General features: G+C 72.1%; 12 protein-coding genes and 1 pseudogene. 2 read left to right on the top strand and 11 right to left on the bottom strand.

The features are described 5' to 3' along the window. Positions 1–276: 276 nt before the first annotated feature. The 7 genes from pheT to infC all read right to left on the bottom strand — a co-directional run bounded on the left by pheT (position 277) and on the right by infC (position 7,772). The gene (gene pheT, locus RLT59_RS32365) at positions 277–2,787 is read right to left on the bottom strand and encodes a phenylalanine--tRNA ligase subunit beta (protein ID WP_311306683.1); all 2,511 of its coding nucleotides are present in this window, start codon (positions 2,785–2,787) and stop codon (positions 277–279) included. Continuing rightward, a complete protein-coding gene (pheS, locus tag RLT59_RS32360) occupies positions 2,787–3,914 on the bottom strand; it encodes a phenylalanine--tRNA ligase subunit alpha (RefSeq protein ID WP_073737431.1) in 1,128 nt (375 codons plus the stop codon). The genes pheT and pheS overlap by 1 nt, the downstream gene beginning before the upstream one ends. 123 nt (positions 3,915–4,037) lie before the next feature. Next, entirely contained in the window at positions 4,038–5,162 is a 1,125-nt protein-coding gene (locus RLT59_RS32355) for a sensor histidine kinase (RefSeq protein WP_311306682.1), read from the bottom strand. 112 nt (positions 5,163–5,274) lie between these two features. Next, positions 5,275–6,117 (bottom strand): TrmH family RNA methyltransferase, encoded by an 843-nt coding sequence (locus RLT59_RS32350; protein ID WP_311306681.1) that lies wholly within the window; start codon positions 6,115–6,117, stop codon positions 5,275–5,277. Between the two features lie 131 nt (positions 6,118–6,248). Next, on the bottom strand, positions 6,249–6,632 hold the full coding sequence (gene rplT, locus RLT59_RS32345) for a 50S ribosomal protein L20 (RefSeq protein ID WP_073737428.1): 384 nt from the start codon (positions 6,630–6,632) through the stop codon (positions 6,249–6,251). Positions 6,633–6,740: 108 nt separating this feature from the next. Continuing rightward, positions 6,741–6,935 (bottom strand): 50S ribosomal protein L35, encoded by a 195-nt coding sequence (gene rpmI, locus RLT59_RS32340; RefSeq protein ID WP_003970213.1) that lies wholly within the window; start codon positions 6,933–6,935, stop codon positions 6,741–6,743. 123 nt (positions 6,936–7,058) lie between these two features. Then, entirely contained in the window at positions 7,059–7,772 is a 714-nt protein-coding gene (gene infC / locus RLT59_RS32335) for a translation initiation factor IF-3 (protein ID WP_311306680.1), read from the bottom strand. A gap of 341 nt (positions 7,773–8,113) precedes the next feature. Between infC and RLT59_RS32330 the strand changes: the two genes are divergently transcribed. Then, positions 8,114–8,476, top strand: coding sequence for a DUF1844 domain-containing protein (locus RLT59_RS32330; protein ID WP_073737426.1), 363 nt, complete (start codon positions 8,114–8,116; stop codon positions 8,474–8,476). 150 nt (positions 8,477–8,626) lie between these two features. After that, positions 8,627–10,097: pseudogene (locus RLT59_RS32325) on the top strand (transposase). A gap of 67 nt (positions 10,098–10,164) precedes the next feature. On the opposite strand, the gene RLT59_RS32320 reads toward RLT59_RS32325, so the two are convergent. The 4 genes from RLT59_RS32320 to RLT59_RS32305 form a co-directional block, all read right to left on the bottom strand. Beyond that, positions 10,165–10,881, bottom strand: a complete 717-nt coding sequence (locus RLT59_RS32320) for an MIP family channel protein (RefSeq protein WP_311306679.1) — start codon at positions 10,879–10,881, stop codon at positions 10,165–10,167. An 83-nt stretch (positions 10,882–10,964) separates the two neighbouring features. Continuing rightward, positions 10,965–11,693 carry an SseB family protein gene (locus RLT59_RS32315; RefSeq protein WP_311306678.1) on the bottom strand — a complete coding sequence of 243 codons (729 nt, stop codon included), beginning with the start codon at positions 11,691–11,693 and terminating at the stop codon, positions 10,965–10,967. A 72-nt stretch (positions 11,694–11,765) separates the two neighbouring features. Beyond that, positions 11,766–12,971, bottom strand: coding sequence for a type VII secretion-associated serine protease mycosin (mycP, locus tag RLT59_RS32310; protein ID WP_311306677.1), 1,206 nt, complete (start codon positions 12,969–12,971; stop codon positions 11,766–11,768). A 5-nt stretch (positions 12,972–12,976) separates the two neighbouring features. Continuing rightward, complete coding sequence (locus tag RLT59_RS32305) at positions 12,977–13,798, bottom strand: hypothetical protein (RefSeq protein ID WP_311307937.1); 822 nt, start codon at positions 13,796–13,798, stop codon at positions 12,977–12,979. Between the last annotated feature and the right edge of the window lie 460 nt (positions 13,799–14,258).

Here is a 14,258-nt window from a genome sequence, read left to right as displayed (position 1 = left end):
GAGGCGGCCGGGTCGTCTGCTCCCCCTCGTACAGCACGACGACCCACTCCCGCGCCGTCCGCTCCGCCGACCTGCCCGACACTCCGCGGCAGGGCGGACGGCGCCGGATCGCACGACCCACTGCCCACTGATCGGAGGGTGGCCGCGGGGTCGGCCGGGCGCCGGGTTCCCCCGGACCCGGCCGGGGCCCGTGTGCGGTCCCCGCCTCCGGGCGAGCACACGGGAGGGGCGTGTCCGGTGGCCGGACACGCCCCTCCTCGCTGTGCGCCTGAGCCGTTACGCGCCGCGCAGCACCGCGCCCGTACGCTCGGCGGCCAGCGCCACCGCGGCGTCCCGGGCGGCGGTGGCCTCATCGACGGTCAGCGTGCGGTCCGCGGCACGGAACCGCAGCGCGTACGCCAGGGACTTGCGGCCCCCGCCGATCTGCTCACCCGTGAAGACGTCGAACAGCCGCAGCGATTCGAGGAGTTCGCCGGCGCCTTCGCGCAGCGCCCGCTCGACCTCGGCCGCAGGCACGTTCTGCTCCACGACCAGCGCGACGTCCTGGGTCGCCACCGGGAAGGTGGAGATCCTGGGTGCCTGGAGCGCGCCGTCCACGGCCTGCTCCAGGACGTCGAGCTCGACCTCCATGGCGCAGGTGCGCTCGGGCAGGTGGAGCTCCTTGATGACGCGCGGGTGCAGCTCACCGGCGTGCCCGAACAGGGTCTCCTCGCCGTTGACCGTCACGTACAGCGCGGCGCAGCGGCCCGGGTGCCACGGCGCGTGCTGCCCGGCGCGGACCGTGAGCTCGACACCGGCCTCACGGGCGATGGTGCGGGCTGCCTCGACGGAGTCCGCCCAGTCGGCCGGGCGGCCCTTGCCCCACCAGCCGGCCTGCTCGCGGGCGCCCGCGAGGACGACGGCGGCGCGGCGCGGCTGACGCGGGAGCGCCGCGTTGAGCGAGGCGATCTCCTCGTCGGTGGGGCGCCGGTCGACGGGGAGCCGGACGGGCTTGGTCTCCTGGCCGGTGGGCCGGAAGACGAGACCGGTCTCGAAGAGCGCGAGGTCGTGGCTGCCCCGGCCGTCGTTGCGCCGCAGTGCGCCGAGGAGGCCCGGCAGCAGCGTGGTGCGCAGCGACGGCTCCTCGTCGGAGAGCGGGTTGACGAGCCGGACGGTGCGGCGGCGGTCGTCGTCCGCCGCGAGGCCCAGCTGGTCCAGGACCGCTTCGCCGGTGAACGGGTAGTTCAGCGCCTCGACGTAGCCCGCGCCCGCGAGGGCCCGGCCGACGCGGCGGTGCAGCCGCTGGCGGTCGGTGAGCCCTCGGCCGGAGGGCGGGGTCGGCAGGGTGGACGGGAGGTTCTCGTAACCCTCCAGCCGGATGACCTCTTCCGCCAGGTCGTTCGGCTCGTTCAGGTCGGGCCGCCAGGACGGGGCGGTGACGAGCAGCTCGTCCTGTCCGTAGACGTCGCAGCCGACCTCCTGGAGGCGGCGTACGACGGTCTCGCGGCCGTAGGCGACACCGGCCACCCTGTCCGGGTGGTCGGCCGCCATCGTGATGGTGCGCGGGCCGGACGGGGCGGTCACCTCGGTGACCCCCGCCTCCGCCGTGCCGCCGGCGAGCAGCACCAGCAGATCCACCGTGCGCTGCGCGGCAGCGGCGGCGGCCTGCGGGTCGACGCCGCGCTCGAAGCGCTTGGACGCCTCTGAGGCGAGCTTGTTGCGGCGCGCGGTGCGGGCGATCGAGATCGCGTCGAAGTGCGCGGCCTCGATGACGACCTCGGTGGTGTGGGCGTCCTTCGCGGCGTCCGCGATCTCCGTGTTGGCCCCGCCCATGACGCCGGCCAGGCCGATCGGTCCCCGGTTGTCGGTGATGACGAGGTCGGCCGGGTCCAGGACCCGGACGGCGCCGTCGAGGGTGGTGAGCTTCTCGCCCCGCTCCGCGCGGCGCACCCCGATCGGGCCGTCGATCCGGGTCCGGTCGTAGGCGTGCAGCGGCTGGCCCAGTTCGAGCATCACGTAGTTGGTGACGTCGACCGCGAGCGAGATCGGCCGCATCCCGGCCTTCTGGAGGCGGCGCTGGAGCCAGATCGGGGAACGGGCCTCCGGCTGCAGGCCGACCACGGTGCGCGCGGTGAAGCGGGAGCAGCCGATCGGGTCCGCGACCTGGACCGGGTAGCCGTACGCGTTCGGCGCGGGCACGTCCAGGAGGGCCGGGTCGCGCAGCGGCAGACCGTAGGCGATGGCGGTCTCTCGGGCGACGCCGCGCATCGAGAGGCAGTAGCCCCGGTCGGGGGTGACGGCGATGTCGAGGACCTCGTCGACGAGCTGGAGCAGCTCGATGGCGTCGGTGCCGACCTCGTGCTCCGGGGGCAGCACGATGATGCCGCCACTGCCGTCGTCGCCCATGCCCAGCTCGTCGCCGGAGCAGATCATGCCGTGCGAGGTCTTGCCGTACGTCTTGCGCGAGGCGATCGCGAAGTCGCCGGGCAGGACCGCGCCGGGGAGGACCACGACGACCTTGTCGCCGACGGCGAAGTTACGGGCGCCGCAGACGATCTCCTGCGGCTCGCCGGTGCCGTTCGCGGTGCCGACGTCCACCGTGCAGAAGCGGATGGGCTTCTTGAAGCCCTCCAGCTCCTCGATGGTGAGCACCTTTCCGACGACCAGCGGGCCCTTGAGGCCGGCGCCGGTCTGCTCGACCGTCTCGACCTCAAGGCCGACGGCGACGAGCTCGGCCTGTACATCACGGCCGGTCTCGGTGGCAGGCAGGTCGACGTACTCCCGCAGCCAGGAAAGCGGGACGCGCATCAGATCTCCATCCCGAAGGGCCGGGTGAACCGGACGTCGCCTTCGACCATGTCTCGCATGTCTTCTACGTTGTGGCGGAACATCAGCATCCGCTCGATGCCGAACCCGAAGGCGAATCCGCTGTACTTCTGGGGGTCGACGCCGCAGGCGATGAGCACCTTGGGGTTGACCATGCCGCAGCCGCCGAGCTCGATCCAGCCCTCGCTGCCGCAGGTGCGGCAGGGGCGGTCCGGGTTGCCGACGGACTCGCCGCGGCAGACGTAGCAGACCATGTCCATCTCGGCGGACGGCTCGGTGAACGGGAAGAAGTTCGGCCGCAGCCGGGTCTTCATGTCCGGGCCGAAGAGCGCCTGGACCATGTGGTCGAGGGTGCCCTTCAGATCGGCCATGGTGAGGCCCTCGTCGACGGCGAGCAGCTCGATCTGGTGGAAGACCGGGGTGTGCGTCGCGTCCAGCTCGTCGGTCCGGTAGACCCGGCCGGGGCAGACGACGTAGACGGGGGGCTCGCGGTCGAGCAGCGTGCGGGCCTGGACCGGCGAGGTGTGGGTGCGCAGGACGACACCGGACTCGTCGTTCTTCGCGCCGTCGGCGCCCTCGACGAAGAAGGTGTCCTGCATCTGCCGGGCCGGGTGGTCGGGCACGAAGTTCAGGGCGTCGAAGTTGAACCACTCGGCCTCGGCCTCGGGACCCTCCGCGACCTCGTAGCCCATGGCCACGAAGACGTCGGCGACGCGCTCCATGATCGTCGTCAGCGGGTGGCGGGCGCCGGCCGGGGTGCGGTCGTAGGGCAGCGTGACGTCCACCGCCTCCTCGACCAGGACCCGGGCGTCCCGCTCGGCCTCCAGCTCCGCCTGGCGGGCGGCGAGCGCCCTGCCCACGGCGGCGCGGGCCTGGCCCACGCGCTTGCCCGCCTCGGCCTTGGCCTGCGGCGGCAGCGCGCCGATCTCGCGGTTGGCGAGGGACAGGGGCGAGGTACCACCGGTGTGCGCGGTCTTCGCCTGGGCGAGCGCGTCGAGGTCGCCCGCGGCGGCGAAGGCGGCGAGCGCCTCGTCCCGGATGCGCTCGATCTCTTCCGGTTTCAGTGCCTCGACCTCGACTGGGTCGTACGACTTGTTCGGTGCCGACATCTCTTCCCGTACTTCCGATTGGCTGGTGGCGCGACCCCGCTCGACGACTGGAGGACGCAAAGGTGCCAATGGTCGAGTCTAAGGGCCACAAGGTGTGCGAGGCGCCCGTGGGCCGCTCGGCCGCTACTTCATGTAGGCCGGCGTGCTCACGGGCAGGATAAATCGGAATTCGGCGCCGCCGCCGGGGCCGCGGCCGACGGTGATCGTGCCGCCGTGCGCCTCGACGATGCCCTTGACGATGTAGAGGCCCAGGCCCGTGCCACCGCGCTTGCTGCCCCGCCAGAAGCGGGTGAAGACGCGGCCCATCGACTCCTCGGGGATGCCGGTGCCTTCGTCGCTCACGGTGACGGCCGTTCCCTTCTCGTCGCTCTTGGCCGGTGCGGGTGCCACCTCGATGGTGACGGTTCCCTCGCCGTGGCGCACCGCGTTTTCCAGCAGGTTGCCCAGCACCTGGTCGACCTTGTCCGGGTCGGCCCAGACGGCGGGCAGCGGCTGGCAGGTGCGGACGAGGAAACGGTCCGGCGCCTGGCCGTTCGCGGTGAGCGCCTGGATGTGGCGCTCCACGGCCGCCGAGAGGTCCACGGGCTGGCGGCGCAGCTCCAGCCGTCCCGAGTCGATCCGGGAGATGTCGAGCAGCTCCGTGATGAGCCGGGTGACGCGGTTGGCGTCGGCGTAGACCGTCTCCAGCATCAGCCGCTTCTGGTCGTCGGTGAACCGCTCCCACTTCGCCAGCAGCGTGGCGGTGAAGCCCTTGACGGAGGTCAGCGGCGAGCGCAGCTCGTGTGCGACGGTGGCGATCAGCTCGGCGTGGCTGCGCTCGGTACGGCGGCGGGCCTCGGTGCCGCGCAGGCTGATCACCAGCCTGCGGACGGGCCCGGTGGGGCTCTCGCGTACGTAGCGTGCGGAGACGAGGACCTCGCGGCCGCCGGGCAGCAGCAGATTCCGCTCCGGCTGGCCGACCCGGGTGGCGAGGCCGCCGTAGGGGTCGGTCAGCTCCCACCAGCGGCGGCCCTTGAGGTCCTCCAGCGGGAGCGCGTGCTCCAGCGGGCGGCCGAGGGCGGCGGCCCGGGGCATGGCGGTGATCCGTGCGGCGGCGGCGTTGAAGCAGATCACCCGGCCGGTCTCGTCCGCGACGACGAGCCCGTCGGGAAGGTCGTCGGGATCCAGCGCCTGACCGGCGTCCGGGTCCGCGTCCACGCGTACGACGCCCGCGTCCGTCGCCTGCGGTCCGCTCATGCCGACAGCCATATTCCCGTACCCCACCTCTCGAACCAGTGCAGTGGGCCCCCGAGTTCGTCACCCTACTAGTCGTCGGTGACGGAGCGACACCCTGCGTCGCTCCGAGAGACGACCGGCCGGGTCAGCCCGCGCTGCGGGGCGGGCGCTGGGCGCGCGCCGAGGCGTACAGGCAGACGGCGGCGGCGGTGGCGAGGTTGAGGCTCTCCGCCTTGCCGTGGATCGGCACCCGCACCACGGCGTCGGCCAGCGCGCGGGTCTCCTCCGGCAGGCCCCAGGCCTCGTTGCCGAAGACCCAGGCGGTGGGGCCGCCCATGATGCCCGCGTCGAGTTCGTCGTCGAGGTCGTCCTCGCCCGCGCCGTCGGCGGCCAGGATCCGCGAGCCCGCGTCCCGCAGTCCCCGTACGGCCTGCTCGACGGGCACCCCGACGGCGACCGGCAGGTGGAAGAGCGAACCGACGGACGCGCGCACCGACTTGGGGTTGTAGAGGTCGACCGAGGCGTCGGTGAGGATCACCGCGTCGGCGCCCGCCGCGTCGGCGCAGCGCAGCACCGTACCGGCGTTACCGGGATCCCGGACGTTCGCCAGGACGGCGACGAGCTTCGGCCGCGCGGCGAGAACCGACTCGAACGGCGAGTCGAGGAAGCGGCAGACGCCGATCAGGCCCTGCGGGGTCACGGTCTGCGACACGTCGGCGAGCACCTCGCTGTCGGCCAGGTGCACCCGGGCGCCCGCCGCGAGGGCCGCGTCGATGATGGCCTCGTACCGTTCGGCGGCCTCGACGGTGGCGAACAGCTCCACCAGCGTCGCCTCGCCGTCGCCGCCCCGGTGGCCCGCGGCCTCGCGCACGGCCTGCGGTCCCTCGGCGATGAACCTGCGCTCCTTGCCGCGGAAGTTGCGCCTGGCCAGCCGCCGGGCGGCGGCGACCCGTGGCGATCGCGGGGAGATCAGTTCAGGGATGCCCATGATCGGCGGCGAGCCTCTCTGCGTACGAAGGTGCGGGTCGTGACAGGTGGTGACGGGGGGTGCAACGCACCGGACCCGCAGACGGCGAGCGCCTGCGGGTCCGGCTCAATACCAGGAAGTGCGGCCCTGAATCAGGCGGCCTTCGGGGCGTTGACGTCGCTCGGGAGGGCCTTCTGGGCCACCTCGACGAGGGTCGCGAACGCGTTGGCGTCGTTCACCGCGAGCTCGGCCAGGATCTTGCGGTCCACCTCGATGTTGGCGGCCTTCAGACCCTGGATGAGGCGGTTGTACGTCATGCCGTTCTGGCGGGCAGCGGCGTTGATGCGCTGGATCCACAGCTGACGGAAGTCGCCCTTGCGCTTCTTGCGGTCGTTGTAGTTGTAGACCAGGGAGTGGGTGACCTGCTCCTTGGCCTTGCGGTACAGGCGCGAGCGCTGACCGCGGTAGCCGCTGGCGGCTTCGAGAATTGCCCGGCGCTTCTTGTGGGCGTTGACTGCCCGCTTGACGCGTGCCACTTGTTAACTCCTTGTAGCGGGGCCGTGGTCGTACTCACACGGCCCGGAAACGAATTGGTCCCGGTCTGATCGAGGGCGCGCCCCCGGATTTCACCGGGGGCGACGGCCTCACTTGCCGAGAAGCTTCTTGATCTTCTTGGCGTCGGCCGGAGCCACGACGACCGTGCCGGTCAGCGAGCGGGTCTTCTTGGACGACTTGTGCTCAAGAAGGTGGCGCTTGCCGGCCCTCTCGCGGAGCACCTTGCCGGAGCCGGTGATCTTGAAGCGCTTGCTGGCACCGCTGTGCGTCTTGTTCTTCGGCATCGCGCCGTTCTCTCCTCGTCAGTGGCGCCCCTCCCGGTGCGGGCACCGGGCCACAGGGGCGTCAGATCTTGATGGGATTCCGGGGGGGGGACCCGGGAGCGCCTGGATGGCGGCCCCCGAAGGTCACGCTTCGGAAGGTGTCTCGGCCGGAGCCTCTGAGGATGCCTCGGCCGGAGCCTCGGCAGCCTCGTCCGCGGACTCGGCGTCGTCGGGGGCGTACCCCTGGCGCTCCGCCTTGCGGGCGGCCTGGGCCTCGCGGGCCTCGGCCATGGCTTCGGTCTTCTTCTTGTGCGGGCCAAGAACCATGATCATGTTCCGGCCGTCCTGCTTCGGGTTGGACTCGATGAAGCCGAGTTCCTCCACGTCCGAAGCGAGACGCTGGAGCAGTCGGAAGCCCAGCTCGGGGCGGGACTGCTCACGACCACGGAACATGATCGTGATCTTGACCTTGTCACCCTGCTTGAGGAACCGGACGACGTGACCCTTCTTGGTGTCATAGTCGTGCGGGTCGATCTTCGGCCGGAGCTTCATCTCCTTGATGACCGTGTGCGCCTGGTTCTTGCGCGCCTCACGGGCCTTCATGGCCGACTCGTACTTGAACTTCCCGTAGTCCATGAGCTTGCACACGGGCGGACGGGCGGTAGCCGCCACCTCGACCAGGTCGAGGTCGTACTCCTGTGCAAGTTCCAGGGCCTTGGCAAGCGGGACAATCCCGACCTGCTCGCCACTGGGACCGACAAGTCGCACCTCGGGTACGCGAATCCGGTCGTTGATGCGGGGCTCGGCGCTGATGGATCCTCCTCGGTAGCACCACGCGGCCGCCTGGCGGACAGCCACGTAACGTCTGTTTCGACAGACCAACCGTTGCGGAGGCAAGAAAAATGCCCCGGACGGGACACAGGCGGGGCTCCTGGAAAACCGGAGCACCGTCGCGGTCAACCGCGGGGCGCATCGGGCGGCTCCATCGTCCGTACGGAACGATGGGCGCCACCTGACCGGTGACCCGCCGTCCTGAGGACGGTCAGGTGGGAGATCGGAGCCTCCACTTGTGGGCCGGGCACATAGATGCCCAGCCGGTCGTTACACAAGGTTAGCAGCTCGGCCGCACGTGCGCTAACCGGTCGTCGCGCGCACTCCCGCAGCGGGACCGGGCCCGGCGTGGGCCTATCGTATGAGGCATGAGCGACGCGACCCCCACCACTGATTCCCCCGGCTTCGACGAGATGGCCCGCGACATCGCGGAGGTGCCGGCGGTCGAGGTCATCGTGACGGTCGCGGTCAACCTGATGAGCGCCGCCGCCGTGAAACTCGGACTGACCGAGGACGGCGACGAGCACAAGGACCTCGACGAGGCCCGCAAGCTGGTCCACGCGCTGGCCGGCCTGCTGGACGCGAGCACCACCGAGATCAGCTCCTTCCACGCGGCTCCGCTGCGCGACGGCCTGAAGTCGCTCCAGCTCGCGTTCCGCGAGGCCTCGCTCGTACCGGACGAGCCGGGCAAGGGCCCCGGCGAGAAGTACACCGGACCGGTCTTCGGCTGAGTCGGCACGCCCCTCCGCTCCCCTCTCCGGCGAACGTGAGCCCCCGCCCTTTCGTGACGCTGTTGGTTGATTCGGGGGTTCGCGTGACGTCGGCCTTGAAGACTCGGTTGTGGTCTTGAAGGCCGACGTTGTTGTGTGGGGTGGATGTCGATGTCGATGCAGCCGAGGGAGTCGGGGGAGATTCCGGTGGAAACGGTGCGGGTAGCGCGGGCCGCGTTCCCGAAGGGGAGTCTGGCGATCCGGGTCCGGGACGAGCTGGGGCCGCTGTTTCGTGACGAGGAGTTCGCGGATCTGTTCCCTGCGCGGGGGAAGCCTGCTTGGTCACCGGGCAGGTTGGCGCTCGTGCTGGTGTTGCAGTTCGTGGAGGGGCTCACCGACCGGCAGGCGGCGGAGGCGGTGAGGGCACGGATCGACTTCAAGTACGCGCTCGCGCTGGAACTGGGCGATCCTGGTTTCGACTTCTCGGTGCTGTCGGAGTTCCGGGACCGCCTGGTGGAAGCGGAGGCCGGGCGGCGGGTGCTGGATGGCGTCCTGGCCGCGGCCGGGGAAAGCGGGCTGCTGAAGACCGTGCGGCCGGGCACGGACCGACTCCACCCATGTGCAATCCGCGGCCCGCCAGCTGTGCTGGCTGGAACAGGTCGCCGAGACCCTGAGGGCGGCGCTCAACGAGATCGCCCAGGCCGCCCCCGGCTGGCTGCTGACTATGGCGGAACCGGACTGGTTCAAGCACTACGCCACCCGGGCCGAGGACTCACGTTTCCCCAGATCCCGCACCAAACGGGACGAGATGGGCCTGCGGATCGGGCGGGACGGGACACGACTGCTCGAAGCCGTCTTCTCACCCGGGGCACCCGGAGAACTACGCACGCTGGAGCAGGTGGAAACCCTGCGCCAGGTCTGGGTCCAGCACTTCCAGCAGGTGGAGGGCGAGGTGAGGCGGTGGGGCCCAAAAGACCGGCCGCCGGGCGCGACGCGCCTGGTCACGCCCTATGACACCGAGGCACGCGGCAGCGTCAAACGCGACACCATGTGGGACGGATACAAGGTCCACCTCACCGAGACCTGCGAGCCGGACATCCCGAACCTGATCACGAACATGGCCACCACCGTGGCGACGGTTCCCGACATCTCGATCGACTGGGACCACGAGCAGGTCACCTGCCCCAGCGGTCAGACCACCACCCGTTGGAACCCCGACCGCTCGCCCGAGGGCACCCCGGTGATCCGCGTCCGCTTCAACGGCGGCCAGTGCCGTCCCTGCCCGGTCCGCGAGCAGTGCACCACCTCCAGCGCCGGCCGCCGCCTGACCCTGCGGCCCCGCGAAGAACACCAAGCGCTCCGCCAGGCCCGCGCCGAACAGGACACCGACACCTGGAAGGACCGCTACAAGACCCGCGCAGGAGTCGAGGGCACCATCTCCCAGGGCGTCCAGCGCTGCGGCCTGCGCAGATCCCGCTACCGTGGCCTCGCGAAAACCAGCCTCCAGCACCAGCTCACCGGCGCCGCGACCAACCTCGCCCGCATCGATGCCCACCTCACCGACACACCCCCGGCCCGCACCCGCACCAGCTACTTCGCAGCACTTCGCCCCGCCGAGCCCATGCTCGGCAGGGCGAAGTAGGACCAGCCCCCGAATTAACCAACAGCGTCTTTCGTGGGCGGGGGCTCACTGCGTGCCGGGGCCGGGATCAGGCCTCCGCGGTCTCCGTGGTCCGCTCGTCGCGTCCGGCGACGGGGTGGGTCACCCGGTGGGCGAGCGCCGCGATGACACCGCCGACCAGTGGCGCCACCAGGAACAGCCAGAGCTGGGAGAGCGCCGCGCCTCCGGCGAAGATCGCCGGGCCCAGACTGCGCGCCGGGTTGACCGACGTACCGGTGAGCGGGATGCCGACCAGGTGGATCACCGCGAGGGAGAGGCCGATGGGCAGCCCGTCGAATCCGACGACGGCGAGCTTGTGGGTCACCGCGAGCACGACGAACACCAGCAGGAAGGTGAGCACCACCTCGGCCAGGAACGCGCCGCCCATGCTGATGTGCACATCCGACCGGTCTCCGTAGCCGTTGCTGCCGAACTTGCCGCTCGTCTTCAGTCCGGGCACCTGCTTGACCAGCAGGAACAGCAGGGCGGCACCGGCGATACCACCGAGGAGCTGCGCGATCCAGTACGTCACCGCGGTGCGTACGTCGATCCGCCGGGCCGTCAGCATTCCCAGGGTGACCGCCGGATTGAGATGACAGCCGGAGATCGGGCCGAGCGCGTAGGCCAGGGCGAGAAGTACGAAGCCGAAGGCCAGCGCGATGCCGACGGTCCCGATGTACTGGACACCGAGCACCGCTGATCCGACGGCGAAGAAGACCAGCAGGAGGGTGCCCAGGAACTCCGATGCCGCCATTCGCGTCTGCATACAACCACCTCACGAAGATCGTCCGCTTTCTTCGCAATTCTCCGACTCCGCGCCCTATTGCGCGCGTTGAGCCGAGGGGATGATCAGCGAGTGAACAGGGCGTCACCCGGTGCGTTCGCGTCGGCCGGGAGAAGCGCGAGGTCCAGGCCGCGCACCAGCCGGGCCCGCAGCACCTCGCTGGCGGCCAGCGACCGCGCGACCCGGCCCGCCGCCTCCGCGGGGTCGGCGTCCGCCGCGAGCACCAGGGCGAGGGTGCCGTCGGCGCGCCCCGGACCGAGGTGGGCGCGGAGCACCGCGGGTTCGGCGGCGACGGCGTCGCGTACCGCGGAGATCACCGCGGGGTCGTCCAGCGGGTCGGCGCTGGTCCGGCCCTCCGCGAGGGCCAGCAGCGCGGAGCCGGTCACCTCGAAGGTTACCGGGCCCGCGAGGTCGAGCACCAGGGTGTCCGCCTTCTCGTGCACGGCAGCCTGGAGCGCCTGGTGCAGGGGTACGGCGACGGGCCGGGCCTGCGGGTCCCAGCGGGCCAGCGAGGCGGTGGAGGTGAAGGCGGGCAGGGCGCGGCGGTCACCGGCCTGGAGGGTGGGGACGGCCATGTCGCTGGTCTTCTCCCGGCGCAGCCCCTTCTCGTCCTCCTCCACCTCGCCGAGGACCGCCACCACGGGGACCAGCAGCCTGGCCCCCCTGAGGGCTTCGAGCACCGGGCCGACGGCCTCGCGGTTCTCGGCCCAGGCGGACAGTGCCGAGGTCAGGGCGGGGTCGGCCGTGCCGTCGTCGTCGGAGTATCCGGGGTCCGGAATGTTCTTCTGCGCCACACGGCGAGCGTAGTGCCTGGCCGTGGCCGTCCCGCCGACAGGTCGGGTACGGGCGTCCCTGGGGTGTGCCCGTCAGCGGCGCGCGAAGACCGGCCGCCCGTCGCGGCCGCGCCACAGCACTACGGCCAGTGCGAGCAGGAGTGCGCCGAGGCCGCCCGCGACCGGGGCCAGCCGGCCCGCGGGCCCCTCGTCCACGCGGGACGGGGTGGGGCCGGAGCCGAAGTACTTCTCGCGGTAGCCCGCCGCGGTGGAGTCCGGGCGCAGACCGGCCGGACGGAGCTTGGCACCCGCCTTGATGGCCGCGGCCGGGTCGACCATGCCGTAGCCCCGGGAGTCGTCCCGGCCGCCCGCGGGGGAATCGCGCGCGGTGTCCGTGAGGAGCTTCTTGATCTGGGCGGGCGTGAGGCCGGGGTGGGCGGCCCTGACCAGGGCGACCGCGCCGGAGACGAAGGCGGACGCGGCCGAGGTGCCCCACTCCACGTAGTACTGCCGGTCCGGTGCAGGGACGACGATGTCGTCCCCGGGGGCGCTCACGGCGGCGTACCAGCGGCGGGTGGAGAACGAGGCGTGGGTGCCGTAGCGGTCGACGGCGGCGACCGCGATCACTCCGGGGTAGGCGGCGGGGTACGAGATGTGGTCACCCTTCTCGCCGCTGTTGCCGGCCGACGCGACGACGACCGCGCCCTTCTTCAGCGCGTACTGGACGGCCGCGTCCTCGCCCGGTTCCGGATGGGCGGACTCGCTGTCGTCGCCCAGCGAGAGGTTGATGACGTCGGCGCCGTGGTCGGCGGCCCAGCGGATGCCGTCCGCGAGGGCCGTGCCACGGGACTTGCGGGCCTTGGCCCGGTCCGGGTCGCTCGCCTCCAGGATGACCCGGACGGGAAGGATCTTCGCCTGGGGCGCGATGCCGAGGACCCCGTCGTCGTCCGAGACCCCGTGGCCCCGGCCCGCGATGATCGCGGCCATCGCGGTGCCGTGCCGTGCCCAGGACCGGTCGCCCCGTCCGGCGCCGAAGCCGATCATGTCCTTGCCGGGCAGTACCCGGCCCGCGAGGTCAAGCAGGCTGCTGTCCACCCCGGTGTCGACGACGGCGACGGTGATGCCCTTGCCCCGGCTGGTCCGCCAGGCCTCGTCGGTGTGGAGGGCGTCCAGGCCCCACTGCTGGGCCCGTATGGTGTCCGCTCGCGCCGGTGACGCGGGCAGCAGCGCGAGCGCGGTGGCGGCGCAGAGCGCGCCGAGGGCGCGGTGGCGGCGGGCACGGCGGGTTACTCCGGGCACTTGGGTCACTCCGGCTTCTCCGTGCGCTCTGTGACGGCCTTGCGCAGACCGCGTTCGACCAGGTCGGCCAGCCCCTTGGCCTCGTGGCCGAGCCCGGCCTGGGCGGCGGCGGTCGTGGCGTTCCTGGCCATGGCCTCGGCGGCGGGCTGCGGGGCGGTGACCTTACGCCCGTCGGCGAAACCGGAGACCGCGAACACCACGACGGGTACCTCGGTCAGGACGTGCACGCTCCAGCTGGCGCGCTGCTTGTCGCCGAATCCGGCGGCCGGGGTGCCCTCGACGGGATACGCGCGGGGCATCAGGTCGGTGCGCGCGTCCAGGTGCTGACCGGTGAACCGGGTGCTGAGCGCCCGCATGGCCTCGGTGTCGCCCTCGGTGAAGAGCAGCCCGACGGTGGTGACGCTGCTGGACGTCGCGTCCGTGTACGTGGCGCGCAGCAGCCTGGCGCAGCCGGCCGGGCGCACCGTCTTGAGGAGCAGCGGGTCCAGAGCCGTCGCGCAGCCGCTGTCCGGGGCGACGGCGAGCCTGGTCCAGACCCGGTCGGAGCCGCCGGGCCCCGCGCCGTCGCCCTTGAGGGTGCGCGGGAAGAGGGTGTCCACGGGCACGCTGTGCCAGGCGGCGCGGCCCACGGTGTAGGTGCTGTGGGCCGCCGGATCGGCCGAGGAGTCGCTGATCAGCCAGCTGCCGGTGGCCGCGCCGCCGATCAGGCCGAGCCCGAGCACGACGCAGACGGCCGCTGCCGCGGTCCTGAAGGGGCTCCGGGTCCGGACGGGCCGGAGCCTGGTGGTGGTCTCGGCGGGCGTCTCCGCCGGGAAGGCGTGCGGCAGGAAGTCGTTGTGCGGCGGCCGGTGGGCGGGGCCGTCGGGCCACCAGGGCGGTGCGCCGAGCTCCACGGCGCCCACCGGGCGGCGCCGGGTCGCCGCGGGCGGCGCCGCGGGGCGCGGCGGGAAGGCAGCCGGAGCGGCGGGGGGCGTGACGGGACGCGGCGGTGCCGGTGGCACGGGCCGGAGCCGGGCGGTCGACTCCACGGCGGGCGGTGCGGGTGCGGGTGCCGTGGACGGTGCAGACGTGGCGGACGGTGCGGGTGCGGCAAATCCCGGGGGCGTGGGCGCCCGGCCGGCCGGCGGGGTGGCCGGGCGTGGCGGGACGGGAGCGCGCTGCGCCTCGGTACTCATCAGCCCCCTTGGTCCGTTCCGTACCGCACGCGGATCTCCGCCACAGGCAGGCTCGTTGCGCGCCGCGTGACCGTCACTCTACGGGCTGCGGCACCCCTGATGGGAGCGGGCC

The sequence above is a fragment of the Streptomyces sp. ITFR-6 genome (assembly GCF_031844725.1).
Taxonomy (GTDB): Bacteria; Actinomycetota; Actinomycetes; order Streptomycetales; family Streptomycetaceae; genus Streptomyces.
The sequence above is the reverse complement of the archived record's forward strand: the minus strand, read 5'-3'. Positions and strand labels throughout refer to the sequence as shown.

What these genes read in the sequence shown, in the direction of transcription:
- pheT (WP_311306683.1), bottom strand. Translation starts at nt 2,787, where the DNA reads ATGCGCGTCCCGCTTTCCTGGCTGCGGGAGTACGTCGACCTGCCTGCC.
- pheS (WP_073737431.1), bottom strand. Translation starts at nt 3,914, where the DNA reads ATGTCGGCACCGAACAAGTCGTACGACCCAGTCGAGGTCGAGGCACTG.
- RLT59_RS32355 (WP_311306682.1), bottom strand. Translation starts at nt 5,162, where the DNA reads ATGGCTGTCGGCATGAGCGGACCGCAGGCGACGGACGCGGGCGTCGTA.
- RLT59_RS32350 (WP_311306681.1), bottom strand. Translation starts at nt 6,117, where the DNA reads ATGGGCATCCCTGAACTGATCTCCCCGCGATCGCCACGGGTCGCCGCC.
- rpmI (WP_003970213.1), bottom strand. Translation starts at nt 6,935, where the DNA reads ATGCCGAAGAACAAGACGCACAGCGGTGCCAGCAAGCGCTTCAAGATC.
- RLT59_RS32330 (WP_073737426.1), top strand. Translation starts at nt 8,114, where the DNA reads ATGAGCGACGCGACCCCCACCACTGATTCCCCCGGCTTCGACGAGATG.
- RLT59_RS32320 (WP_311306679.1), bottom strand. Translation starts at nt 10,881, where the DNA reads ATGCAGACGCGAATGGCGGCATCGGAGTTCCTGGGCACCCTCCTGCTG.